The 24839-nt window shown below is 73.0% G+C and carries 23 protein-coding genes; 15 read left to right on the forward strand and 8 right to left on the reverse strand.

Annotated features, from left to right (window positions below):
• Positions 1 to 50: 50 nt before the first annotated feature.
• The 4 genes from WMF24_RS48075 to WMF24_RS48090 all read right to left on the reverse strand — a co-directional run bounded on the left by WMF24_RS48075 (position 51) and on the right by WMF24_RS48090 (position 2542).
• Entirely contained in the window at positions 51 to 716 is a 666-nt protein-coding gene (locus tag WMF24_RS48075; protein ID WP_437734227.1) for an LON peptidase substrate-binding domain-containing protein, read from the reverse strand.
• A 103-nt stretch (positions 717 to 819) separates the two neighbouring features.
• Positions 820 to 1506 carry an SDR family NAD(P)-dependent oxidoreductase gene (locus tag WMF24_RS48080; RefSeq protein WP_437734228.1) on the reverse strand — a complete coding sequence of 229 codons (687 nt, stop codon included), beginning with the start codon at positions 1504 to 1506 and terminating at the stop codon, positions 820 to 822.
• Positions 1503 to 2081 carry a GTP cyclohydrolase I gene (folE, locus tag WMF24_RS48085; RefSeq protein WP_437734229.1) on the reverse strand — a complete coding sequence of 193 codons (579 nt, stop codon included), beginning with the start codon at positions 2079 to 2081 and terminating at the stop codon, positions 1503 to 1505. Before folE ends, WMF24_RS48080 begins: the two co-directional genes overlap by 4 nt.
• An 11-nt stretch (positions 2082 to 2092) precedes the next feature.
• A complete protein-coding gene (locus WMF24_RS48090; protein ID WP_437734230.1) occupies positions 2093 to 2542 on the reverse strand; it encodes a DUF2203 domain-containing protein in 450 nt (149 codons plus the stop codon).
• A 245-nt stretch (positions 2543 to 2787) separates the two neighbouring features.
• On the opposite strand from WMF24_RS48090, the gene WMF24_RS48095 reads away from it, so the two are divergent.
• The 7 genes from WMF24_RS48095 (at position 2788) to WMF24_RS48125 (ending at position 11003) form a co-directional block, all read left to right on the forward strand.
• Positions 2788 to 3633, forward strand: coding sequence for an ABC transporter permease (locus WMF24_RS48095; RefSeq protein ID WP_437734231.1), 846 nt, complete (start codon positions 2788 to 2790; stop codon positions 3631 to 3633).
• A 44-nt stretch (positions 3634 to 3677) separates the two neighbouring features.
• Positions 3678 to 4769, forward strand: a complete 1092-nt coding sequence (locus WMF24_RS48100) for a polyamine ABC transporter substrate-binding protein (RefSeq protein ID WP_437734232.1) — start codon at positions 3678 to 3680, stop codon at positions 4767 to 4769.
• A gap of 13 nt (positions 4770 to 4782) precedes the next feature.
• A complete protein-coding gene (locus tag WMF24_RS48105) occupies positions 4783 to 5661 on the forward strand; it encodes an ABC transporter permease (protein WP_437734233.1) in 879 nt (292 codons plus the stop codon).
• A 37-nt stretch (positions 5662 to 5698) separates the two neighbouring features.
• Positions 5699 to 6784, forward strand: coding sequence for an ABC transporter ATP-binding protein (locus tag WMF24_RS48110; RefSeq protein ID WP_437734234.1), 1086 nt, complete (start codon positions 5699 to 5701; stop codon positions 6782 to 6784).
• Between the two features lie 276 nt (positions 6785 to 7060).
• The gene (locus tag WMF24_RS48115; RefSeq protein ID WP_437734235.1) at positions 7061 to 8977 is read left to right on the forward strand and encodes a DUF2330 domain-containing protein; all 1917 of its coding nucleotides are present in this window, start codon (positions 7061 to 7063) and stop codon (positions 8975 to 8977) included.
• A gap of 162 nt (positions 8978 to 9139) precedes the next feature.
• A complete protein-coding gene (locus WMF24_RS48120; protein ID WP_437734236.1) occupies positions 9140 to 9724 on the forward strand; it encodes a Uma2 family endonuclease in 585 nt (194 codons plus the stop codon).
• Between the two features lie 25 nt (positions 9725 to 9749).
• Positions 9750 to 11003, forward strand: coding sequence for a molybdopterin molybdotransferase MoeA (locus tag WMF24_RS48125; protein ID WP_437734237.1), 1254 nt, complete (start codon positions 9750 to 9752; stop codon positions 11001 to 11003).
• A 50-nt stretch (positions 11004 to 11053) separates the two neighbouring features.
• Here the strand turns inward: WMF24_RS48125 and WMF24_RS48130 are convergent, their stop codons facing one another.
• Together WMF24_RS48130 and WMF24_RS48135 are read right to left on the reverse strand one after the other, a co-directional pair.
• The gene (locus WMF24_RS48130) at positions 11054 to 12061 is read right to left on the reverse strand and encodes an endo alpha-1,4 polygalactosaminidase (RefSeq protein WP_437734238.1); all 1008 of its coding nucleotides are present in this window, start codon (positions 12059 to 12061) and stop codon (positions 11054 to 11056) included.
• A 220-nt stretch (positions 12062 to 12281) separates the two neighbouring features.
• Positions 12282 to 12692 (reverse strand): hypothetical protein, encoded by a 411-nt coding sequence (locus tag WMF24_RS48135; protein ID WP_437734239.1) that lies wholly within the window; start codon positions 12690 to 12692, stop codon positions 12282 to 12284.
• Positions 12693 to 12702: 10 nt separating this feature from the next.
• Here WMF24_RS48135 and gspC point away from each other — a divergent pair, with 10 nt between their 5' ends.
• From gspC to WMF24_RS48165, 6 genes are all read left to right on the forward strand, one after another.
• Positions 12703 to 13614, forward strand: a complete 912-nt coding sequence (gene gspC, locus WMF24_RS48140; protein ID WP_437734240.1) for a type II secretion system protein GspC — start codon at positions 12703 to 12705, stop codon at positions 13612 to 13614.
• 824 nt (positions 13615 to 14438) lie between these two features.
• A complete protein-coding gene (locus WMF24_RS48145; protein WP_437734241.1) occupies positions 14439 to 16217 on the forward strand; it encodes a protein kinase domain-containing protein in 1779 nt (592 codons plus the stop codon).
• Between the two features lie 140 nt (positions 16218 to 16357).
• A complete protein-coding gene (locus WMF24_RS48150) occupies positions 16358 to 18205 on the forward strand; it encodes a vWA domain-containing protein (RefSeq protein WP_437734242.1) in 1848 nt (615 codons plus the stop codon).
• A 63-nt stretch (positions 18206 to 18268) separates the two neighbouring features.
• Positions 18269 to 19111: a hypothetical protein gene (locus WMF24_RS48155; RefSeq protein WP_437734243.1), complete on the forward strand. Its 843-nt coding sequence runs from the start codon at positions 18269 to 18271 to the stop codon at positions 19109 to 19111.
• Positions 19112 to 19205: 94 nt separating this feature from the next.
• Positions 19206 to 20171 carry an NAD(P)-dependent alcohol dehydrogenase gene (locus WMF24_RS48160; protein ID WP_437734244.1) on the forward strand — a complete coding sequence of 322 codons (966 nt, stop codon included), beginning with the start codon at positions 19206 to 19208 and terminating at the stop codon, positions 20169 to 20171.
• A 103-nt stretch (positions 20172 to 20274) separates the two neighbouring features.
• Positions 20275 to 20661, forward strand: coding sequence for a hypothetical protein (locus WMF24_RS48165; protein ID WP_437734245.1), 387 nt, complete (start codon positions 20275 to 20277; stop codon positions 20659 to 20661).
• Positions 20662 to 20672: 11 nt separating this feature from the next.
• On the opposite strand, the gene WMF24_RS48170 is transcribed toward WMF24_RS48165, so the two are convergent.
• The gene (locus WMF24_RS48170) at positions 20673 to 21953 is read right to left on the reverse strand and encodes a CapA family protein (RefSeq protein WP_437734246.1); all 1281 of its coding nucleotides are present in this window, start codon (positions 21951 to 21953) and stop codon (positions 20673 to 20675) included.
• Between the two features lie 281 nt (positions 21954 to 22234).
• On the opposite strand from WMF24_RS48170, the gene mobA reads away from it, so the two are divergent.
• The gene (mobA, locus tag WMF24_RS48175) at positions 22235 to 22885 is read left to right on the forward strand and encodes a molybdenum cofactor guanylyltransferase (protein WP_437738946.1); all 651 of its coding nucleotides are present in this window, start codon (positions 22235 to 22237) and stop codon (positions 22883 to 22885) included.
• Positions 22886 to 22931: 46 nt separating this feature from the next.
• The gene (locus tag WMF24_RS48180) at positions 22932 to 23816 is read left to right on the forward strand and encodes a Uma2 family endonuclease (protein ID WP_437734247.1); all 885 of its coding nucleotides are present in this window, start codon (positions 22932 to 22934) and stop codon (positions 23814 to 23816) included.
• 93 nt (positions 23817 to 23909) lie between these two features.
• On the opposite strand, the gene WMF24_RS48185 is transcribed toward WMF24_RS48180, so the two are convergent.
• Entirely contained in the window at positions 23910 to 24791 is an 882-nt protein-coding gene (locus WMF24_RS48185) for an MBL fold metallo-hydrolase (protein WP_437734248.1), read from the reverse strand.
• Positions 24792 to 24839 lie beyond the last annotated feature (48 nt).

The raw sequence follows: 24839 nt of genomic DNA on the forward strand, positions 1-24839 counted from the left end.
TTCAGGTGCCCCCGCGCGGGCAGCGCGCGATCGGGCCCTGCCGGGCTCGTTCAGTTGACGTCGCGGGTCGCGGTGGCGAGCGCCAGTTGCTGGAGGGCGAGCGCCTCCGTCACGCGGCGCACCCGCGCGCCGACGTCCAGGGTCTCCAGCACGGCCTGCCGCTCGCGGGCGTCGAGGATCAGGTGGTGCGCGCAGAGATCGACGACGAGGGAGGCGGCCGCGTCGCGCGGAAGACGGAGCTCGAAGCTGTGGTCGCGCTCGCGGACGAGCGAGGCGAACGAGGCCGCCGTCGAGATGAGCGCGGCGTGGTCCTGGGCCGAGACCTCGCCGGGCTCGTCCTCGAGGACGGTGGCGGCCGCCGTGCGGTACGGCGGCACGAAGGGGCGCTCGGCCAGGCGGACGCGGGCGCGGCCCCGCAGCACGATGTTGTAGCGGCCCCCCGGCAGCTCGGCGTGGTCGATGATCTCGCCGGCGCCGGCGACGCCCGCGATCGCCGGGTGGCCGTGCGCGTCGACGGCGCGGGTGTCCGTGATGAGCACGACCGAGAGGATGCGGTGCGTCTCGAGGGCGTCGCGCACGAGCGCCCGGTAGCGGGGCTCGAAGACGTGCAGCGGCAGCAGCGCGCCGGGGAAGAGCACCGTCTGCGGCAGCGGGAACAGCGGGAGCTCGGGCAAGGCGGCGGTGAGATCGCCCGGTCGCGGAGGCGTCGTTTCCACGGCCCAGAGGCTAGCACGCAGGTGCGCCGGGTGTGGCGGCGCCACGCACACCGGGCTCGGCAGGGGGAGCCCGGCGCAGGTCGCGGGAGGCGCCCGGCGCAGGTCAGCCGAACATCTCGAGGGCCGAGCCGGTGACGGCGTCGGGGGCGTCGAGCGCGGCGTACACGATGAGCTGCGCCACCTCGTCGGCGCTCATCTGCGGGGGGAACCCGCTGCCGACGAGCATGTCGGTGTCGACCGAGCCGGGGAGCACGGCGATCGACTGGAGCCCCTTGCCGCGGAGCTCCTCGGCCAGGCTCTTCGAGAGGCCGACGAGGCCCCACTTGGACGCGGCGTACGACGCGTTGCCTGGCGACGCGATGGTGGAGGAGATGCTGCCGACGTGGACGAGCCGGCCGCGGCCCTGCGCCAGCATCGACGGGAGGAAGGCGCGCGAGACGAGGTAGGGGCCGCGGAGGTTGACCGCGATCACCTCGTCCCAGACAGCGGGCGCCGTCTCGTGGAGGGGCGCGCCGCGGCGGACGATGCCGGCGTTGTTCACGACGACGCGCGGCGCGCCGAGCCACGCCACGACCTCGGCGGCGGCGCGCGCCACCTGCTCCTCGGAGGCGACGTCGCAGGGCACCGGGAGCGCGGCGACGTCGAGGCGGCGGACCTCGTCGGTCACCGCGTCGAGCTGCGGGCTCGGGCGGCCGAGCAGCGCGACGGCGAGGCCGCGGCGCGCGAGCGCGAGCGCCGTCGCCCGGCCGATGCCGCGGCTCGGCCCCGTGACGACCCCGACGCCGGTCACGCCCTGCCCCCGGAGAGCGCGGCGGCGAACGCGAGGTCGCGCTCCGGCCCGGGCTCCGCGAACACCCCCGCGACGGCGACCGTCTCGATGAGGGCGCCGGCCTTGCGCTCGCCGCGGGCGATGAGGCAGGTGTGGGTCAGCGCGAGCTTGCACAGCGCGCCGCGCGCGCCGAGCTCGTGCACGAGCAGGTCGACGAGCTGCCCGCCGATGCGCTCCTGCAGCGTGAGCCGCCGGGCGAGCGCGTCGAGCACGTGCGCGATCGTGCCGATGCCGGCCACGCGCGGGCCCGGCAGGTAGGCGACGATCCCGGTGCCGTGGCCGGGCAAGAGGTGGTGCGGGCACATCGTCGTGACGGCGAGGTCGCGGGCGACGACGAGCCCGCGCTCGAAGGGGCCGGTCTCCATGGCCCCCTCGCGCAGCACGGCGGCCGCGTCGATGGCCTCGCCCTCGATCAGGTCGTCCGCCCACGCGTCGGCGACCCGCTCGCCCGTGCCCGCGAGCTCCCCCTCGACGTCGCGCCCGAGCGCGCGGAGGAACTCCTCGATGGCCCGGGCCGCTCTCTGTCGATCGATCACGGGGGGCCTCGTCAGTTGAGGAGCTGCCGGCGCTTGGCCGCGGTGATCGGCTTTCGCCCGGCGTAGCCGGCCTCGAGCGCGTGGTAGTGCTCGACCGCCGGCTCGCCGTAGCGCCAGCAGAGCCACACGAGCGCGCCGTCGAGGCGCCCGTAGAAGTCGCACAGGCCGATGCGCTGGTCCTTCACGACCACCCCGAGCTCCTCGACCTCCTGCCACCCGGCCTCGTAGGCGGCGATCCTCTCGGAGAGCTCGCGCTCGCGGGCCCGCGCCTGCTCGCTGCCGGTGCGCGCCAGCGCGACGAGCTGGTCGGGCGTCGCCGCCGGGCTCTGCACGGCGTCGACGAGCTCCCGCCAGCAGCGCTCGATCTCGCCCGCCAGGGCGAGCTGCCGGCCGATCAGCGACGAGAGCTGCGGGACGAGCGCGTTCGCCTCTTCGATGGTCCAGATGCGGGGAGTGCTCACGGGGCCTCACCTGAAGGCCGGCGCGCCGGTCCGGTCATGCAGGGCCGGTAAGCGGAGGAGAGTGCGGTGTCAAGGGCCTCTCCGGGACGCCGGCCCGCCTCGCCGCGCCTCGTCGCCCCCGCCGTCGCCTCGTCGTCCTCCGTCGCCTCGTCGCCCCTTCTCTCTTCGTCCTTCTATGAGTTGCAACCGGCGTTCCGCCGGCGATAAGCTCGCGCGGCGACCGCGGGAGGTTGCGAGGCCGCCGCATGCGACTCCGGACGTTGTCGGGCATCAAGCTGTCGAATCTGCTCCTTGGCGGCTGGAGCGGCCTCGTCCTCCTCTATCTGTATCTGCCGATCCTGCTCCTCGTCGCGTACTCGTTCAACGACTCGCGGCTGAGCGTCGTCTGGGAGGGGTTCACCTTCAAGTGGTACCGGCAGCTCTTCGGCGAGCTCATCGCGCACCTCGGCGACGAGCGCCGGTCGCCGCTCATCGAGTCGCTGAGCAACAGCGTGATCATCGCCGGGATCACCACGGCGTTCTCGGTCGTCCTCGGCACGGCGGGCGCCTTCCTGCTCTACCGCTACAGGTTCCCCGCGCTCCGGTCGATCACGACGCTGATCTTCATCCCCATGATCATCCCGGAGATCATCATGGGGATCAGCCTGCTCATCTTCTTCAAGACGGCGGAGGTCGAGCTCGGCTTCACGACGGTGATCATCTCGCACATCACCTTCTGCTTCCCGTTCGTGCTCATCGCCGTCCAGGCGCGGCTCGCCGGGCTCGACCCGTCGCTCGAGGAAGCCGCCCTGGATCTCGGGGCGACCCCGCTCAAGGCGTTCTTCCTGGTCATGGTGCCTTATCTTCTGCCCGCGATCATCTCCGGGGCGCTGATGTCGTTCACGCTGTCGATGGACGAGCTCATCGTCACCTATTTCACGCGCGGGCCCAAGTCCGAGACCTTGCCGATCAAGGTGTTCGGCATGGCGAAGGTCGGCCTGAACCCGATGCTGAACACGATCTCGACCGTGTTCATCGTCGCGACCGCGATGCTCGTCGTGGTCGCCGAGTCGCTGAAGGGCACGTCGAGGCGGCTCCCGGACGAGGGCTGAAGGCGGACGCCTGCGCCGGCGCAGGCAAGACAAGGAGAAGGCCGATGAAACGCATCTCAGCGCTCTTGATACTGATGGTCGTCCCCCTCATGGCCCTCCTCGGCTGCGGCAAGAAGGAGAGCCCGTCGCCGCAGGCGGCCGCCCCGGGCAGCGGGCCGGCGGCCGAGCCGAAGCCGGGGAAGGAGCTCAACCTCTTCGGGTGGTCCGAGTACATCCCGCAGGAGGTCCTGGACGGCTTCACGAAGGAGACGGGGATCAAGGTCAATTACGAGACCTTCGCCTCGAACGAGGAGATGTTGTCGAAGCTCCTCGCGGGGAGCACCCGGTACGACCTCATCCAGCCGTCGGAGTACGCGGTCGAGGCGCTGATCAAGCAGAACAAGCTCCAGCCGATCGATCACGCGCGCATCCCGAACCTGAAGAACATCGCGCCCGCGTTCAGGAACCAGCCGCACGACCCGGAGCTCAAGTACACGGTCCCCTACATGGGGACGACCGTCGGCATCGTCGTCAACACCGAGAAGGTGAAGGAGCCCATCAAGGGCTTCAAGGACGTCTTCCAGCCGAAGCACAAGGGGCGCATCGTCGCCCTGAACGACGCCCGCGAGATCGTCTCCTGGGTGATGCTGACGATGGGCCTCGACGTGAACAAGGTGACGCCGGAGAACCTCGAGAAGATCAAGCCCACGCTCGCGGAGTGGATCAAGCTCGTGAAGGTGTTCGACTCCGACAGCCCGAAGACGGCGCTGCTCAACGGCGACGTCGACATCGGCGTGGTCTGGAGCGGGGAGGCGGCCCTGCTCTACCAGGAGGACAAGAACAAGTTCCAGTTCGTCCTGCCCGTCGAGGGGACGCACAAGGCGATCGACAGCCTGGCGATCCCGAACGGCGCCGAGAACAAGATCGGCGCGGAGATGTTCATGAACTACATCCTCCGCCCCGAGGTCAGCAAGCTCATCTCGGACAAGTTCCCCTACACGAACCCGAACGCCGAGGCGCGCAAGCTGCTCACGCCCGAGCAGCTCGCCAACCCGGCGAGCTACCCGCCGCTCGCGGGCATGGAGACGTTCCACGACATCGGGAAGGCGGCCGCGGACGTGGACAAGCTGGTGACGGACCTCAAGGCGGCGCAGTGAGCGGCGGGGCGTCATGAACACGGCCACGGGGCAGGTCGTCGAGCTCCAGGGCGCCCGGCGGCGGCCGGGTGTCTTCGGCTGGCTGCTGCTCGCCCCGCTGCTCCTGTGGCTGGCGGCCTTCGTCGTGGCGCCCACCGCGATCATGCTCGTCTACAGCTTCTGCGAGCGGGACGAGCTCGGGCAGGTGGTCTTCCGGTTCTCGCTGTCGAGCTACGCGCGCGTCCTCGACGCGACGTACCTCAAGATCCTGCTCAACTCGATCCGCTACGCCGGCATCACCACGGCGATCTGCCTCGTCGCGGGCTATCCGGTGGCGTACTTCATCGGCCGGGCGCGGGAGGGGGTGAGGAACAAGCTGCTCATGCTGGTCATGGTGCCGTTCTGGACCAGCTTCCTCATCCGGACGTATGCCTGGATGTCCATCCTGAAGTCGGAGGGGCTCCTCAACGCGGTGCTCCAGTATCTGCGGATCATCTCGGCGCCGCTCGACATCATGTACACGCCGACGGCGGTGGTGATCGGGCTCGTCTACTCGTATTTGCCGTTCATGATCCTGCCGATCTACGGGAGCGTCGAGAAGCTCGACAACGCGCTCATCGAGGCGGCGTTCGACCTCGGCGCAGGGCCGGTGTCCGCCTTCTCCCACGTCATCGTCCCGCTCACCCGCCCGGGGATCCTGGCGGGGGTGCTGCTCGTGTTCATCCCGGCGCTCGGGATGTTCGCGATCACCGACCTCATGGGCGGGGCGCGCGTGCCGATGATCGGCAACGTGATCCAGAACCAGTTCGGGCAGGCGCGCGACTGGCCGTTCGGCGCCGCGCTCGGCATGACGCTGCTGCTCCTGTTCTCCGTGTTCTTCCTGCTCGGCCTGCGCAAGGAGCCGGAGCGCTGAGGATCTCCCGGCCCCCCGAGGTGAATTGGGTGAATCGATGGACGTGATGGTCGAGCTCCGCGCGGTCAGCAAGCGATTCGGCAGCTTCCACGCCGTGAGCGAGGTCAATCTGCAGATCAGGGCCGGCGAGTTCATCACGCTGCTCGGCCCCTCCGGGTGCGGCAAGACGACGCTGCTCCGGATGATCTCGGGCTTCGAGACGCCGACGACCGGCGTCGTCTTGCTGGAGGGCAAGGACGTCACGCACGAGCCGCCCTACCGGCGCGACGTGAACCAGGTGTTCCAGAGCTACGCGCTGTTCCCGCACATGACCGTGCAGGAGAACATCAGCTTCGGCCTTCGGATGAAGAAGGTCCCGAAGGCGGAGATGGAGAGCCGGGTCCGCGCCGCTGTCGCGATGGTGTCGCTCGGGGGCATGGAGCAGCGAAAGCCGGCGCAGCTCTCGGGCGGGCAGCGGCAGCGGGTCGCGCTCGCGCGGGCCATCGTGTGCCGGCCGAAGGTGCTGCTCCTCGACGAGCCCCTCTCCGCGCTCGACGCGAAGCTCCGGCACGCCATGCAGGTGGAGCTCAAGGCGCTGCAGAAGAAGCTCGGGATCACGTTCGTGTTCGTGACCCACGACCAGGAAGAGGCGCTCACCATGAGCGACCGCATCGCCGTGATCAACAAGGGCCGGATCGAGCAGCTCGGCGACGCGTCGCAGATCTATCACCGCCCGAAGACGACGTTCGTCGCGAACTTCATCGGTCAGGCCAACATCCTCCGCGCGGCCGTCCTCTCGCGGAGCGGCGAGCGCGCGCAGGTCCAGCTCGAAGGGGGGATCGAGCTCCTCGTGAACGCCGAGCACCTCGCGGCCGGGGCGGACAGCGCGCTCATCTCGATCCGGCCGGAGAAGGTCGCGCTGCGCAAGGAGCGGCAGGCCGCCTTCGAGAACTGCTTCGAGGCGCACGTCGAGGACGAGCTGTTCAAGGGCGCGACCGACCAGCTCCGGCTCCGGACGGACTCCGGGCTCGCGCTCACCGCCGTTGTGGCCAACGAGAGCTCCGGCCAGGCGGCCCTCCACGCCGGCGACAGGGTGTTCTGCCACCTCCACCCCGACGACATCGTCATCGTCCACGAGGCGTGATCCGCCGCGCCGCCCGCGCCGTCCACGAGGCGTGATCCGCCGCGCCGCCCGCGCCGTCCACGAGGCGTGATCCGCCGCGTCGCCCGCGGGGCGGGGAGCCGTCGCGCGGCGCTGGAATGCGCGACGGGCGTCCCGCGCGGACGGTCGTCCTGCGCGGCGGGGTCGCTGTGGCGCTGGAGCGTCGTGAACTGCGGTTCTCAGCCGGGCTCGCCAGCGTGGAAGTCGGCCTCGAATCCCGCATACGATGAGGGCATGCTGCTTGCCAATCGGCCTCGCATGCCCAGACGGTCGCTTGCGCTTGCTCTGCCCGCGGTCCTCCTCTCCTCGTTCGCTCCCGGTGCCGGTGACGCCCTCGCGGCGGGGGCGTTGCTGCCCGGCGCCGGGCAGACGGCGGTCGAGCAGCGCGTCGCCGTCGCGGCGGGGCCGGAGCGCACGACGCTCTGGACGAGCCTGCGGTTCCAGGGCGCGAGCGGGCCTGTGGCGCTCGTCGTGCCGGTGCCGCCGCTCGCGGCGATCGACGTGAGCTCCGACGCGTGGCTCGAGGCGCTCGAGGCGGCGACAGCGCCCCGCGTGCTCCCGCCCGAGGGCGCCGCCCCCTCCTGCCCCGGCGAGGAGGGCGCGCCGGCGCCGTTCGACATGACCGGGCAGCTCGCCCACGAGCCGACGCTGAAGCCCGTCGAGGTGACGGTGCTCGCGGACGCGGACGCCGTCGCGCAGTGGGCGGCGTCGGCCGGGCTCGCGCTCTCCCCCGAGACGGCAGCGCAGCTCGGCGCGCTGCAGGGGGTGCGGTTCGCGGCGGCCCGGTTCGACGCGCCCGGCGGGCCGGCGATCACGAGGACGCTGCGCGTCGCGATGGGCGGCGGCGCGCCGCTCTTGCCGCTGTCGCTGACCCGGGCGGGCGACGGCGACGTGCTCGTGACCGCGTGGCTCCTCGGCGACGGCCGGGGCGCGCTGTCGGGCGCTGCGCCCGTGACGCTGCCGCCGGCCTCGCTGACGTGGGACGCGAGCGCGCAGCGCAGCGACTACGTGGAGCTCCGCGCCGAGGCCCTCGCCGAGGCGGGGCCCGACGGGGCGCTCGTCGAGGGCGCGGGGCACGAGGCGTTGAGCCGCAGCCTCGCGATCGGCAGCGACAGCGTGGACAGCGTTATCGCTGCGTACTTCGAGCGCGCGGACGCGTACGGCGACCTCCCCGACGGGCCGGGGTCGTGCGCCGCGGCGGCCGCGGCCGCGCTGGCGTCGAGCCTCGAGGTCGCCGCGAGCTGCCCGCGCGCCGAGCACGGCGTCGTCGACGGCGCGGCCGACTGCGCGGAGTCGCCGCGGCGGGACGAGACGGACCCGGAGCTCCTGCGCTGCGGGCCGATCGCGGACGACCTCGCGGTCGGGCTCTCCGGCCTCGCGCCGTCGTCGGTGTGGCTCACGCGCGTCTCGCTCCGGCTCGCGGCAGGGCAGTCCGGCGCGGACTGGCCGCTTGTCTTCGGGGATGGCCCGTCGGTCGCGCCGATCGTGCGGGCCGGCAACCTCCGCCTGGACGAGTGCTCCGGCGAGGGCGGCGGCGCGGGCGCCGGCCCCGGCGGCTCGTCGGGCGGCGGGCCCGGGGGCCTCGGCGGCGGGCCGAGCACCGGCGGCTGGAGCACGACCGGCGGGCCGTCGGGCGGGGATGACCCTTATTATTACGACGAGCCGGCCGCCGACATGGGCTGCGGCTGCGGCGGCACCGCCGAGACGGTGGTCGTGGACGACTCCGAGGGCGAGGTCGTCTACGACGAAGAGGAGTACGAGGACGACGGCTGCAGCGGGGACACCAGCGAGCCGGCGCCCGAGGACGAGTATTACGCGGAGGACGACGGCTGCAGCGGAGACACCAGCGAGCCGGCGCCCGAGGACGAGTATTACGCGGAGGACGACGGCTGCAGCGGGGACACGAGTGAGGACGAGTATTACGCGGAGGACGACGGCTGCAGCGGGGACACGAGCGAGCCGGAGTCCGAGGACGAGTACTACGCAGAGGACGACGGCTGCAGCGGGGGCTCGGACGACTCCGCCGAGTCGGAGGACTGCTCGGTCGCCGGCGAGCGGCGCGCGAGCGCCCGGAAGAAGCGGGGGCCGAAGCTGTCGGTCATGGCGCTCGGCGCCTTCGCGCTGATCGCGCCGCTCCGGCGCGCGAGCCGGCCGCGGCGGGGCGAGCGGCGGTAAGGGCTCGGACGCGAGCCGGCCGCGGCGGGGCGAGCGGCGGTAAGGGCTCGGACGCGAGCCGGCCGCGGCGGGGCGAGCGGCGGTAAGGCTCGGGCGCGAGCGGGACGCGAGCGGGCCCCGGAGGGGCTTGTCCCGTGCCATACTGCCGGGAGAGGTCCCGACGTGAACGCGCCCGCCCGCAAGCTCTCCTTCACCTACGCCGAGTACCTCGAGCAGGAGCAGGCGAGCCCGACAAAGCACGAGTACCTCCGCGGCGAGATCTTCGACATGGCGGGCGGCACGCCGGAGCACGCGCGGCTCGCGGCGCGGGTGACCGTGGCGCTCGGTGCGCAGCTCGACCGGCGCCCCTGCGAGGTGTTCTCGTCCGACCTCCGCGTGCGCGTGCTCGAGACCGGCCTCGCCACCTACCCCGACGTGGCCGTCGTCTGCGGCCGGCTGACGCACGACCCCGAGGACAGGGACGCCGTTGTCAACCCGCTGGTGCTCGTCGAGGTGCTGTCGGACTCCACCGAGGCGTACGATCGCGGCGAGAAGTTCGCCCATTACCGCCGCATCCCGTCGCTGAAGGAGTACGTGCTCGTCTCGCAGGCGCAGCGGAGGATCGAGGTCTTCCGGCGCAACGAGGACGGCTCGTGGACGCTGTACGAGGCCGGGCCGGGCGAGCGCGCGCGGCTCGCGTCGATCGACGGCGTGCTCGCCGTGGACGACATCTACCGCGGCGCGCTCGATACCTCCGCTGCGGGCTGAGCGGCCCTGCAGCACGGAGCCCCCCTTGCGCGACGTCCGGATGCGAGGTTTCCGCGAGCGCGCGACGGTCGAGCGCGCGCTCGATGTCCTGGAGCAAAGGATCCTGCGGCTCGGCGACGAGCCGGTCCCGATCGCGGCGTCGGCCGGGCGGGTCGCGGCCGAGCTCGTGCGCGCCCGGGTCAGCGTGCCGCACTTCGCCCGCGCGGCGATGGACGGCTACGCGCTCGCCAGCGAGGCGACCTCCGGCGCGACGGCCGCCGCGCCGGTCGAGCTCGCGCTCGTGGGGGCGTCGTTCCCCGGGCGCCCCCACGCGGGCGCGATCCGCCCGGGCGAGGCGGTGCGGATCACGACAGGCGCGCCGGCGCCCGAGGGGGCCGACGCGGTGCTCATGGTGGAGCACGCCGAGGAGGCCGCGGGCAGCGGCGGGGAGGTCGTGCGGGTGCGCGCGCCGGTGCCGCCGGGCAAGCACGTCGCGGCGATCGGCGAGGACGTCATGGCGGGCGAGCCTGTCGTGTCGGCCGGGCGCCGGCTGCGCCCGCAGGACGTCGGCGTGCTCGCCTCGACCGGCGTCGCCGAGGTGCGCGTCGTGCGCCGGCCGTCGGTGCGGATCCTGATCACCGGCGACGAGCTCCTGCCGCCCGGGAGCCTGCCGAGCGGGCCGTGCATCGTCGACGCGAACAGCCTCGTGCTGTCGGCGCTCGCGCGGCGCGACGGCGCCGCGGACGTCGCGGTCGAGTACGTCCCGGACCGGCGCGAGGCGGTGCGCGGCGCGCTGCTGGCATCGGCCGGCGGCTCGGGCGCGGACGTGGTGCTGGTCTCCGGCGGCTCGTCGGTCGGCCCGGAGGACCACGCGCCGCTGGTCCTCGCGGAGCTCGGCGAGCTCTCGGTCCACGGCGTCGCGATGCGCCCGGCGGGCCCCGCGGGGTTCGGCTTCCTGCCGGGCGGGCTCCCGGTGTTCCTGCTGCCGGGCAACCCGGTGTCGTGCCTGTGCGCCTACGAGTTCTTCGCCGGCCCCTCGATCCGCGCCCTTGGCGGGCTGCCGCGCGCGTGGCCGCACCGCCGGAGGCGGTGCGTGGTGGCGAGCAAGATCGTCTCCCAGGCGGGGCGCGTCGATTACGTGAGGGTGCGCGTCGACGGCGACAGGGTGTTCCCTATCGCGACGAGCGGCGCGTCGATCCTGTCGTCGACGACGCGCGCAGACGGCGTGGTCCTCGTGCCGGGCGACGAGGAGGCGGTGGTGGAGGGCGCCGAGGTCGAGGTGCTGCTCTACGACGCATGAGGCGCGCAACGACGCGTGAGGCGTGTAGCCGAGCGCGCCCGCGGGGGGCGTCACCGGCAGGGCCAGCGGCCGCCGTCGAGGTAGAGCGGCATCTCCATGCTGTTGAAGCCCCAGGCGTTCGCCTGGTCGCAGAAGAGCGACCGATCGGTCATGTGACCCGAGAACGGATCGTCGTACTCCACCTCGAACACGGCCTTGCCGTTCGCCAGGAAGGTGTCGACGAGGATCTCGCACTCTTCATACTCGAAGCACTGCTCGTTCAGCGTCCAGTCGAAGTAGGGCCACAGGTCCTCCGCCTGCTCGATGTCGCCCTTGAGCCCGACGGACATGCCCATTCCGTGGGCGAGATCCGCGATGAAGCGGTTGTAGGCGATCTGGTCCTCGTAGGTGAGCGGGAACCCCGAGTCGTTGGCGTAGCCGTCGACCTCGTCGGGCTCGATGGCGTCGAAGCCCTTGTCCTTGCAGACCTGGAACCGGGCCTGCATGATCGGCCCGAGGACGTCGATCTGCCGGATGTCGAGCCAGAACGAGCCCTCCCAGTGGTGGTCCGGTTTGCCTTTGACCGACTCCGGGAAGTCGCCGGCGTCCGGCCGGTAGTCCTCGAACGCGCCGACGTCGACGTAGCAGATGACCTTCGCGCCCATCGCGTGGAGCGCCGCCACCGTCTCGGCCGACGTGTACTCCCAGTCGATGTCATAGACGGTAGGAGGCGGCGTATCGAGGGGCGCTCCGGTGGGATCGACAAGGCCCATGTCCTTCGGATCGTTCAGATCGAGGGCGTGGTCGATCATCCAGTGCCACGACGTGTCGATCGCCGGGATCCAGATGTCGGGGACCCCTCCGGCGGAAGCCGACGAGGCGGAGGTCGATGAGGCGGAGGTCGACGAGGCGGAGGTCGACGAGGCGGAGGTCGATGTCGCATGGCTCGATACGTCGGGCGAGTCCCCGCGCGTACCTCCAGATCCGCCGGGATCCGTGCCGGCCTCGCCGCACGCGACGTGCGCGGCCGAGAGGACGGGGATCAACGACCTGAGCACCACGGTCCACGATCGATTCATGATGACGCTCCTCTGTCGCGCCGGAGCTCGCCGCCCCGGCAGGGCGCGACGATGCCCGCCCGGCACCCTGGTGCCGCGCCCAGGGGTGTCCTGTGCTCGCAGGTCATCTCCGCCTCTTCACAAGAAAGCTGCAAGTGGACGGTCCGGGAGCTCCCGGAGCTCCCCCGGGGACGCTGCCAGCCATCGATGTCCCGGCAGGCTACAGGCAAACCATGCTGGGTCAAATCTCCAGGGCAGAGCGCGCTTCGCTTGCCGCGATCGCGAGCGACCTAGATCGATGTTTTTGCTGGAAAAGTGGGTGCCCCAGGGGTGTTTGAAGTAGTGCAAAGCCGTCGCCCGCGACGCGCCGGGAGACGGCGATCGCCGCCTCGCCCTGCGCGCCGAGGGCGATGATCGGCCCGAGCCGCGTCGGTGTCCCGGCCGAACTCCCCCTTCTCCCGCCGCGATCGCCCCTGAGCGGGCACGGTCGGTGCTCGCGGTGATGCGCGGTCTTGCCGGTGGCGAGGGCGTGCACTGCCGCGACCTCCGCGGCGGCAAGGGACACTCGCGCGGCGAGGCCCGGCGCGCTCCTGCCCTGAGGAGCGGTATCCATGAACCCCGACGCGCTCGTCAAACGCGGATTCGCGTACATCCTGGGAGGTATGGTCGCGGTCTCCGCGTATTTTCAGGCCTCCGGCATCTCTCATCTCATCGCCCACCAGATCGCGCGGGGCAGCGCCCCCTCCGCCCCACGGGCGACGGCGCCCGCCGGGGTGCCGCTCTCCGACGACCCGCCGCCGAGCGCGGCGCCGATCCTGGAGCGAAATCCATTCGACTCGATCACAGGGCCCCTCAGGCCCCCGCCCGGCGAGGCGCCCGCCGGACAGGCGGACCTCTCTCACCTCGACCCCTACCACGCGCCCCCGTGCGACAAGGGCCGCGTCGTGCTGATCGCCCTGTCCGACGACCCGGAATGGTCCTTCGCCGCCATCGAGGCCGAAGGCGGGCGCACGGCGCTCGGGCGGCGCGGCGGAGAGATCGGCGGACGGAAGGTCGAGGAGATCGCGTGGGACCGGGTGTGGCTGACCTCGGAGGGCGCGCGCTGTCAGATGGAGCTCGGCAAGAAGAGCAGCGAGGACAAAGCGGAGCAAAAGCCGGAGCCGGAGGCGCCCGAGCCGCCCCGGGCGACCCCGCCCCGCCGGTCCGGCAGGAGCAGCGTCCCGCCGGAGATCGCCGCGAGCATCAAGCGGGTGGGCGAGATGGAGATCGACATCGACCGCTCGGCCGCCGAGAAGATCTTCGAGCAGCCCGACATCGTGACGCAGACCTCGGCGGCGATCCCGGAGATGCGAGGCGACCAGGTGCTCGGGCTGAAGATGACGATCAAGCCTGGATCGGTGCTCGAGTCGCTCGGGCTGCAGAGCGGCGATCTCGTGAAGTCGGTCAACAGCATCGACCTGACCGACCCGCAAAAGGCCATGATGGCCTACTCGCGCATGCGCTCCGACAAGAGCTTGTCCGTCGTCGTCGAGCGCGACGGCCGCCCGGTGAGGCTCCGGATCAACGTGCGCTGAGGCGCGGCGGCGGCCGCGCGCGCGGCCGTGCGCCCCGTTTCACGATCTCTCCCGCCTGATCCGGCTCCTGCGAGGCCGTCCTCGCGCTGCGCCTCCGGGGGGCGATCGTGATCCGTGGTGGGGGAGACGCTGAGCCACGGAGAATTTGAACCACAGAGGCACAGAGGACACGCAGAAGAGAAAGAGAGATTTTTTTCTCGTCTTCTCTCCCCCTCTGTGCCCTCTGTGCCTCTGTGGTTCCTTCTCTCTGGTTCCCTCTGTGGTTCCTCCTCTTCCAGCGCGAGGCCGAGCGAGCACCTCATTCACATGCGGCGCGGCCAGCGCAGGCGCACCTGCGGCGGTTCTACCGGAAGCGCGGAGCTGTACGACCCGGCGATCGACACCTGGACGACCACAGGGTCGCTGACCGGAGGCGACTGGGCGACCATCCTCACCCGCGGCGCGCGCGCGGTCGTCCCCGTCGCGCTGGAGCGCGTGGAGCTCGGGCGCTCTCCGGGGCGGTCCCTCGTCGAGCTCGACGTGGGCCCGGCGTTCCTCCCGTCGTTCGGCGGCGCCGCTTCGGTCCAGTGCAGGGGAGCGTGCTCGCTGGGCCTCGGCGCGGGCGGCCTCGGCGCGATCTTGCCGGCACGGTCATGGTCGCGATCGCGCCCAAGATCGGGATGCGCTACACGTTCTGACGTGGCGTGGGGGCCCGGCCGGCCTGGTTTGCCCCGTCTTGCGTGACTGCAAGAATCCAGCACGGGAGCAATGGGGGCTCGGACTCCCGGGTCGAGACAGCATCGGGATTGAGGCCTGGCCTACATCTTCTAGAGTAAAGCTTTCTTGTGGACGGCAAGACCTTGAGCGGACGGTACACCCTGGTCCGGCTCCTCGGCCGAGGGGGGATGGGGGCCGTCTACGAGGCCGAAGACACGGAACAGAAGCGCCGCGTCGCCGTGAAGGTCATGAACGCGGAGATCCTGCACCGCCGGTCGGCGATGGAGCGGTTCGAGCGCGAGGCGAGGGCCGCGAGCGCCATCGAGACCGAGCACATCGTCCGCGTGCTCGACGCGGGCGTGGACGGGGAGACGGGCGCGCCGTTCCTGGTGCTGGAGCTCCTCCAGGGCGAGGATCTCGCGCAGCTGCTGCAGCGCCTCGGCCCGCTGCCCCCTCGGCTCGCGCTCCGGATCGTGGCCCAGGCCTGCGTCGGCCTGCAGAAGGCGCACGACGCCGGCGTCGTGCACCGGGACATCAAGCCCGCCAACCTGTTCCTCGCGCGCCGCGACGACGGCCCCGGGCTCCTCGTGAAGGTGCTCGATTTCGGCGTCGCCAAGATCAGGCCGCCCCACGAGCCGCACCGGGACACGTCGGGGCTCACCCGGTCCGGGAGCATGCTCGGGACGCCGCGCTACATGTCCCCGGAGCAGGCGCGCGGCATCAAGGACATCGATCATCGGACCGACGTCTGGGCGCTCGGCATCGTGCTCTACCACGCGCTCGCGGGGCGGACGCCGACCGAGGACGTCGAGGCCTTCGGCGACCTCATCGCCGCCCTCGTCGCCGACCTGCCCACGCCGGTGCAGGAGTTCGCGCCGTGGGTCGCGCCCGAGGTCGCCGCGGTCGTCGACGGAGCGCTCCAGTACCAGCCCGTCGCCCGCTACCCGAGCGCCTCGGCGATGCTCGAGGCGATCGTGCCGCTCCTCCGCGACGACCCGACCGACGACCCGCTCTCGCTCGACAAGGGCATGCTCGTCCCGCTCTCGGCGTCGGAGCGCGAGATCGTCGCGCCGCGGCTCGAGGTCCCGGCGGGCGCGCGCGCCCCCCGGCGCAGTTTTCACGCGGTCGCTGCGCCGGGGAGGGCCGCCGAGCGACGCTGGGGCGAGTCGACCGTCGCCGCGACGGCGCCTGCGCTCGAGACGACGGAGGCGCCGCGGAGCGGCCGCGCGGCCGAGGCGCCGCGGAGCGGGCGCGCGGCCGAGGCGCCGGGGCGCGCCGCCGAGCGGTGGCGGGAACCGTCGACCGACGGCGCGACAGCGCCCGCGCTCGAGACGACCGAGGCGCCGCGGGCGAGCCAGGAAGCGCCGGCGCCGCGCCGGTGGTGGTCGCGCTGGGCGCACGTGCCTGTCGCCGTGTTGCTCGCCGCGGGGCTCGGCTCGCTCGCGGTGAGGTGGTCGAGCGCGCCGCCGAGCGCAGCGATGGCCGGCACGCACATCGTCTTCCGGGCCCGGGGGCTCTCGAGGACGCCCCCTGCCCCGAGCGCGGCGCCCCCGCCGGCGCCCGAGGTGCCCGTCGAGCGCCGGGTCGAGCTGGAGATCGTCCCCGCGGACGCCTCGGTCGAGATCGACGGGGCGCCGGCGCGCGTGAAGGACGGGAAGGTGGAGCTCACGGGCACGCTCGGGCGCGTGCGCGAGGTGCGCGTCTTCAAGGGCGGCCACGCGATCGAGGAGAGGGTCTCCATCACCGAGGCGGGCTCGCTCCCCCCGAAGCTGGAGCTGTCGCTGCCCCGGAAGCGCGCTCCGGGGAGGAAGCCCCCGCCCGCGGCGCCAGCGAGCCAGGCGCCTGCCGCGGCGCCCGCCGCCGCGAGCCCGCACGACCCGCTCATGCCCCCGAGGTTCATGGATTAGCGAGGCGGTGTTCTCCCGTCGCCATCACCGGATATCCTCCGGCGAGGGGGCGCCGCATCGTCCGGGCGCGCCGCGACAGAACGGATCCGGCGCTGGCGCGTCTACCGGGCACCCGCTGGGACCGCGGGGAGGGAGAAGGCATGAGCGAACTCGGGATGATGTGGGCGAAGCGAGCGCTCCTCGGCGGCGCGCTCGCGCTGGGGCTGTCGGCGGGAGGGCTCGCGTGCGGCAAGCAGGAGGCCTCGGAGTCCGCGGCGCCGGCGGTGGCCACGATGGCGACGGAGGCTCCCGCCGAGGCGATGCGCGGGGGGCAGACGGCCGCGGGGGCCATCCCCCAGGCCGCGCGGCCGCCCGGCGCTCCCGCGGCGGACGGGGCGCTCTCGAAGGGGCTCACGGGCGCCGGCGACCCGTCGGCGCTCGCCTCCCCGCGGGTCGCGGCCGGGTCGACCGAGGGCGCGGGCCGCGCCGCGGCGCCCGAGCGTGTCGCCATCGACCCGAACGGCCGCTTCGCGACCACCTACCGCCCCGGCGGCGGCCACCTCGCGGCGTTCGAGTCGGCGGTCGCGCGCGGCATCATCCCGCCGGCCGAGCGCGAGCTCGTGAGCGACGTCGGCGCCCGCTACGCGCCCGCGATCGACGTCCCGAAGGGCGTGACGCTCGCCCTGCGCACGGACCTCGAGCGCGCGAAGGTCCCGCCCGGCGGCGGCCCGGTGCACGTGCGCGTCGCGCTCCGCTCCACGGCGCAGGCCCCCGCGGCGCGGCCGCACCTGTCGGTGCACCTCGTCCTCGACGTGAGCGGATCCATGGTGGGCGAGCCGATCGCGCGGGCGCGCGACGCGGCGCGGGCGCTCGTCGACCGGCTCGCCGCGGGCGACGACTTCTCGCTCGTCACGTTCTCGAGCGACGCCGAGGTCCGGATCCCCGACGGGCCCGTCGGCCCGCGGCGCGCGATGATCAAGGCCGCGATCGACGGCATCGAGGCGAGGGGCGGCACGAACATCGGCCGCGGCCTCGAGCTCGGCTACGCGCAGGCCGCCCAGCCGGGCATTCCCGACGGCGCCGTGAAGGTCGTGCTGCTGCTCTCCGATGGGCGCGCGAACGCCGGCATCACGAGCTCGGAGCGGCTCTCGCGGCTCGCGCTCGACGCCTTCCAGGGCGGCGTCCAGACGAGCACCTTCGGGCTCGGCGCCGACTACGACGGCGCGCTGATGAGCGCCGTCGCGAGCGACGGGGCCGGCGGCTACTACTACCTGCGCGATCCCGACCAGATCGCCCCGGCGCTCGCGACGGAGCTCGACAGGCGGCTCGACCCGGTCGCGACGGCGGTCGAGCTCCGGGTGCGGCTGAAGCCGGACGTGAAGCTGCTCCAGGTCTACGGCTCCCGCCGGCTGAGCGACGCCGAGGCCGCGCGCGTGCGCGAGATCGAGGTCGCGGCGGACGCGCAGGCGCAGAAGCGCGATCGCATCGGGCGGGACCGGCAGGACGACGCCGAGGGCGGGATGCGGTTCTTCATCCCGGCGTTCTCGCGCGACGACAGCCACGCGCTGCTGCTCAAGCTCGGCCTGCCGGCCGGCGTCGAGGCGCGGACGATCGCGTCGGTGGAGCTCAAGTACAAGGATCGCGTGAGCAAGAAGAACGTCGTCGACGAGGCGCCGCTCAAGGTCGTGTACGCGACCGGCGACGCCGACAGCGCGGCGAGCGTCGACCCGTCGGTGGCCCGCACCGTCCAGGGCTTCGCCGCGGGCGAGACGCTGTCGGAGGCCGCGCGGCACATCGCGCTCGGCGACCGCGGCCGGGCCGCCGCGCTGCTCGCCGAGCGGGAGGGCATCCTGCGCGCCGCGGCCGACGCGCTGAAGGAGCCGCTCTTCCTGAAGGACGCGGACCGCCTCGCGCGGCTCCGCGGCCACACGGGCGCCCCGGACGGGCTGGGCGACCCGCTCGTGCTCGCGATGCTCCTCGAGACCGCCTCGCGGGCGCACCTCCACTGAGGCGGCGCGCATGGTCACGACGCCGCGGGCGCGGCGACCCCCAGGCATGTTCGAGGCGAGCCCATGACCCAGACCTTCCCTCTCCGTCGCGATCGGGCGGCGCAGCACGTCGACGTGGCGCCGGGCGGCGAGATCGTCCTCCGCGGCAAGCTCGTCTGCTCGACCGACGGCTCGATCATCGACGCGGCGACGACGACCTGGCCGGCCGGCGCGCCCGGCGGCGGCTCGGTCGACAGCGGCGGGCTCGTCGACTTCGCGCAGGGCGGCTTCCACGTGACGAGCCGCGATCCGGCGACCCACGAGGTGCGCGCCATCGCGACCGGGGATCCGGCGCCTGCCTGCGCGCTCGCGGGCGTGGAGGCCCCCTGCCTCCCGCTGCGGCTCCTGCCGCTCGCGCGCGCGCGGCTCCAGACGGCGCAGGAGCTGACGAGCTGCCTGAACGGGGGCATCACGGTCGAGGTGCCGGACGCCGTGCTCCCGCCTGTCGCGCCGTCGGCCGTTCCTTACGTGCAGGGCGCGGCCGTGCTCCTCGGCCTCGGCGCGCTCGCGTCGATCGGCTGGGTGGTGCAGCGCCGGCGCGCCCGCTCGCCGCTCGGCCGGCTGCTCGAGCTGGCGAAGCGCACCCGGGCCAAGCTGAGGGCCGCCGATCCGGTCGTCGCCGCGCCGCTCCTGCCGGCCGTGGAGGCCGCGCTCGGCGCCCTGAAGCGGCGGCGCGTGGACGCCGCCTCGGCCGAGGGGAAGCGGGTCGCGGAGGTGCTGCGGCGGGTGGAGCTGCGGCTCGACGCGTCGGTCGAGGAGGCGCGCGCCGACAGGGAGCAGCAGGCGGCGGATGAGCTGGTGCGCGAGATCGAGAGCGCGCTCGAGGCGGTCGACGAGGTGGGGGGCGCGCGGCGGGGGCGGGCGTGAGGCGGCGCGGGGGGCCGTGATCTCCGCCTGGAGACGCCATCCGGACGGCCCCGGCAACATGGACAGAGTTGGTCATCGCCGGTATGCCTGGACCATGAGAGCCGCCCGACGGGAACGGTATGGCACACCGGAAGTCATCCGGCTCGAGGACGTGGCGGTACCCACGCCGGCCGATGACGAGATGCTGGTCCGGGTCCACGCCGCCACGGTGAGCCGCACCGACTGCGCGTTGCTCTCGGCCTCTCCGTTCATCATGCGGTTCATGACGGGCCTCCGCAGGCCCAGGAACAAGGCGCTTGGTACCGACTTCGCGGGACGGGTGGAGGCGATCGGCTCGCGCGTGCGCAGCTTCGCGGTCGGCGACGAGGTCTGGGGAATGAACGATCTCGGGGCCGGGTCTCATGCGGAGTACCTCGTCATCTCCGCGGACGACTCGGTGGCGCGCATGCCCACCGGCGTGAGCTTCGAGGAGGCTGCAGCCTGCATCGAGGGCGCCTGGTACGCTTACAGCATCACCCAGCGCGCGGGCCTCGAGAGGGATCGGCGCGTGCTGATCAACGGGGCCACAGGGGCGATCGGATCCGCGCTCCTGCAGATCTGCGTGCACCTGGGCGCCACCGTGACCGCGGTGGGGAACACAAGGAACCTGGAGCTGTTGAAGACGCTCGGGGCCAACAGCGTCATCAACTACGAGCAAACGGACTTCACCCGGGACGACCAGGTCTATGACTACGTGTTCGACGCGGTCGGGAAGAGCACGTTCGGCGCCTGCAAGCGCTTGTTGACGCCGAGGGGTGTGTACGTTTCCTCGGAGCCCGGACCTGGCTGGCAGAATCCATTCCTTGCGCTCGTCACGCCCGCGCTCGGCGGACAGCGGGTCGTGTTCCCGATACCGGTCGACCGGAAGGCGTTTCTCGAGGTGATGGGCCGGCTCGTCACCGAGCGCCATTTTCGGCCCGTCATCGACCGTACAATCTCCCTGGATGCGATCCAGGAGGCCTATACCTACGTCGCGTCCGGACAGAAGACGGGCAGCGTTGTGCTGAAGCTCGCGGCGTGAGCGGGCTGTTCTCCCCCCATGCTGCCCAACACGGCGCAGGATCCGACGGACGCTGGGCGCCGCGGAGCTCTACAGACGGTGGGGCAGACGGGGAGTAGGCGCGATGGGCCCACTTCGTGACGGCTGGACGAGGGCCGACGTGGAGGCCGTCATCGCGCGCGGCGAGCCGGCCGAGCTGCTCCACGTACCCCTTGTCGTGTCGCTCGACCCGCCAGGACGGGTGTGGGCCGAGCAGATATGCCTCCGGTTGGCGGCCCACCCGTCGCCGAACGTCCGTGGCAATGCTCTCCTTGGTCTCGGCCACCTGGCCCGGATCTTCCGGTCGCTCCATCGCCGCAGGGCTCAACCGGTGATCGAAGCCGGACTTCAGGACCCCGACCCCTACGTGCGCGGGCAGGCAGGTGCGGCGGCCGACGACGTCGCGTGGTACCTCGGGTGGGTGCTGGCGGGCCGGGAGCACGACCGCGGGCGGCCTGTCTGCCCACGGTGAGCGGGGCGCGTTCAGCGGAGCGGCCCGGCGACCTTCGGCGGCGAGGCGGGGGCCGCCTTCGCGGCGTCCTCGAGGGGCGCGCAGCCGTCGGCGGCGAAGGGGCCGATCGTCGGCTCGCCCTTGATGAACGCTGACACGTGGCGCATGCGCGCGGCGAACGCCGCCTCGGTCTCGGCGCGCCGCGGGTCGGCCGCGAGCGGGACGGTGCCGAGGCCCTCGCTGCGCACGGGGCAGATCTCCGCGGTGGGCGGCGCGCCGCGCCGCAGGCGCAGGCGGGCGAGCATCGCGAGCTCGACCGCGGGGCCGGTCCTCTTCACCTTCATGATGAAGTTGCCGAGGCTGTAGAAGATGGGCCGGCCGCGCCGGAGCTCGATGCCCTGCATCACGTGCGGGTGGTGGCCGAGGAAGGCGTCGGCGCCGGCGTCGATGGCGGCGGCGGCGATCGCGCGCGCCTGGGGCAGCGGGGCGTCCAGGTACTCGGTGCCGCCGTGGTAGCTCACGACGACGGCGTCCACGCCGGGCTGCTTGCGCGCGGCGCGCACCGCGGCGGCGACCCCGTGCCGCTCCGCGGCCGCGACGAACTCGCGCGCCGGGTGCTGCCAGAGCGAGCCCTGGTTCCAGATGCCGGTCACGGCCAGCACCGCCACGCGGAAGCCGCGGCGCTCGATGACGGCCGGCGCGTACGCCTGGAGCCGCGTCCTGCCGGCGCCCGCGTAGGCGACGCCGACGCGCTCCAGGTGGCCGAGCGTCTCGAGGAAGGCGCCCTTGCCGTAGTCCCACATGTGGTTGTTCGCGAGCGAGACGACGGTGATGCCGGCGCGCGCGAGCGCGTCCGCGCCGATGGGCGGGCCCGTGAACACGAGCGGGTGCCGGCTGTGCTGGGTCTCGCCGCCCTGATCGCTCAGCTGGTTCTCGAGGTTGACGAAGCGCACGTCGGCGGAGGCGAGGAGCGCCGCGACCGGGGCGAAGGGGTCGTGCGCCGGGTCGCGGAGCAGCTCCTGGCCGAGCGCCTTGCCGAGACAGACGTCGCCGCCCGCGATGAGCGTGATCGCGTCGGCGGGCGCGCCAGGGGCGGCCGAGGGCGCGGGAGGCGCGGTGGCGCGCGCGCCAGGGGAAGCCGCCGGGGCGGTCGAGCCGGCTGCGGACGCGGCGGGGAAGGCCGCGGGCGCGCCAGGGGTGGCCGCCGCGACGGCGGGCGGCGGGGCGAGCCCGGCGCCCACGTTGGTGGGCCGCTCGCAGCCGAGCGGCGCGGCCGCGGCGCACATCGCGAGGAGGACAGGGGCGTGGCGCATCGCGGCGGCTTCTCGGCGCGCATTATCCACGGGGGCGCGCCGGCACCCAACAATCCGGACGAGGGCGGCGATCCCGATGGCCGGCGCGCGGGCGCGCGCCCATGCTCGCACGCGGCGCGATCGTCATGAACCAGGGGCAGCTCTCGATGGTACCCGGCGCACGTGGCGCACCCGACGGATCGGTCGCATCCGACGCCTCCGGCGCATCCGACGCTCCCGGCGCCCCCCGCGCATGCGACGCCCCCGGCGGCGAGCGCGGCGCGGCGGATCGCGCGGCCGGCCTGGCGGGCGTGGTGCTGTGCGGCGGGCGGAGCAGCCGGATGGGGCGGCCCAAGGCGTGGCTGCCGTTCGGGGGCGAGGCGCTGCTCCAGCGCGTCGTGCGGCGCCTCGGCGAGGCGGCGTGGCCGATCGCGGTGGTCGCTGCGCCCGGGCAAGACCTGCCGCCGCTGCCGGCGGGCGTGCTTGTCGTGCGCGACCCGGAGGAGGGCCGAGGCCCGCTGCAGGGCATCGCGGTGGGCCTCGGGGCGGTCGCGCCGCGCGCGGAGCGCGCTTACATCTCGGCGACCGATGCGCCCTTCCTGCACCCCGCCTTCGTGCGGCGCCTGGCGGACCTCCAGGCGGGCGGCCACGCCGTCGCCGTGCCGTGGGCGGACGGCCACCATCACCCGCTCTGCGCGGTGTACGCCTGCTCGGCGCGCGCCGACGCGGCGGCGCTGCTCGCGGAGGGCACGCTGCGGCTGTCCTCCCTGTTCGAGCGGGCGCGCACGCTGATCGTGCAGCCGGAGCTCCTGCTCGCCGATCCGCGGCTCCGCGCGGCGGATCCGGCGCTGCGGTCGCTGCGCAACCTCAACACGCCCGAGGACTACGCGGCGGCCTTGCGCGAGCTCGACGCCGCGGAGGCCGCGCCGGGGGGCTCCGCCGGCCGCCCGTGATCCGCGGCGCTGGGATGGACCCGCCGCGCCGGCTATTCTTGCGGTGATGCGCCAGCCGGCTGCCCTGTACCGCGTCGATCCCGACGACCCGCGCGCGCCCTCCGAGGAGATATGGGCCCGCCTCAGCCCGGCCGGCCGCGCGCGCGTCGTCGCGAGCCTCCCCTCCGAGTTCCCCGTCTCCGAGGCGTCGCCGCCGGAGGGCGACGAGCACTTCGGCGCGAAGGTCGGCGCCCGCTCGGCGCTCGGCAGTTATTTCGCCCGGATCGGGCGCCGCGTGTACCTCGCGTGCGAGCTGCCCGTGTACTACCCGGGCGAGCGGATGTTCGCGCCCGACGTCATGGCCGTGCTCGACGTGCCCGCGCACCGGCGCGAGAAGTGGGTCGTCAACGTGGAGGGGCGCGGGCTCGACTTCGCGCTCGAGGTCCTCGTCTCCGGCAGGCGCCGCAAGGATCTGGCCGAGAACGTCGAGCGGTACGCGCGCCTCGGCATCCCCGAGTACTACGTGTTCGACCGGGCCCGGCTCAAGCTCTCGGGCTTCCGCTTGCCCCTTTCGGGCGCGCGGTCCGGCGCCGGGCCGCGCCGGTACGAGCCGATCATCCCGCAGGGCGGCCGGTACGTGTCGCACGTCCTCGGGCTCGACCTGGCCCTCGAGGACGAGCGCCTCCGCTTCTTCCACGGCACCTCGGCGCTGCTCGAGGCAGACGAGATGATCGGCTCGCTCGAGGCCATGCTCGACGCCCTCGAGGTGCGCGCTCGAGCCGCCGAGGAGCGGGCGGCAGAGGAGGCGCGCAAGCGCAAGGAAGAGGCGCGCAGGCGCAAGGAAGAGGCGCGCCTGCGCAAGGAGGAGGCGCGGCTGCGCGACGAGCTCGAGCGCCGCCTCGCCGAGGCGCTGGCCGAGATCGAGCGCCTCAAGGGGAGGCGCGGGTCGTGACGCTCGCGGCCTCTCCCGGGCGCTCCCGGCCCCGCTGACCGCCTGACCGGGACACCTCCGCGGCGGCGCCTGCGCGCCCGTCGCCGCCGCGCCTCACGGCGCCCAATTCGCGATCAGGATCCGCTGCTCTCCGTGCCTCGGGAGGAACACCCGGTCCGGCCCCAGCCCGCGCGCCGCCATGACGCGCCGGAGCTCGCGGGGCGCCTGGCCGAACGTGTCGGTGCTGTTGATGAAGGTATCGAAATGAATCGCCATCATCCGCCGCGCCCCGAGGTCGAGGAAGGCCTGGACCGCCTGCGCCGGATCCACGTGCTTCGGCGCCATGAACTCGTGAGGCCCCACCGGCGCGATGGGCAAGAGGGCCAGATCGATCCCGGGGAACCGCGCGCGCGTGCTCACGAAAAGGTCGCGCTGGTACGCTGTGTCGCCGCCGAAATACACCTTGATCCCGTGATATTCGACCACGTATCCGGTGTAGCTCGTGTTCATCCAGGCCTGATCGAGGCCGTACCGATAGCCGGAGTGCCTCACCGGGACGGCCGTGACCTTCAGGTCCCCCTGCTTCCATGTCGTCCATGTCGGGACCTCGATCGACTCGAACGCGTAGTTCGGCACGTAGACGAGCCCGCCTTGCGGCACGAGCAGCGTCCGGACCTTCGGCTCGATGAGCGAGAGCGACCCCAGCGAGAGGTGGTCGAAGTGCATGTGCGAGATCAGGACGGCGTCGATGGGCGGCAGGTCCTCCGGGGCGAGCCCGGGCTCGACGAGCCGCTTCACGATGACCCCCACGTTCGATGTGAAGACAGGGTCCGTGAGGATGAATTTGTCGTCGATCTGCACGAGCACGGTCGCGTGCCCTACCCAGAGGGCGGCGAGCCGCGCCTCGGGTCGGTAGGGCTCGGTCACCTTGTCCGGCACCGGCCGCGGGCTGTCGAACAGGATGGCCACGTTGTCGCCGAGGATGCGCGCGGGCACGCAACTCGCCAGGCCAGCCAGGCCAGCGACCGCGAGGAGCGCCGCGGC

It is taken from the genome of Sorangium sp. So ce1335 (assembly GCF_051521615.1).
In the GTDB taxonomy this organism is placed as follows: Bacteria; Myxococcota_A; Polyangia; order Polyangiales; family Polyangiaceae; genus Sorangium.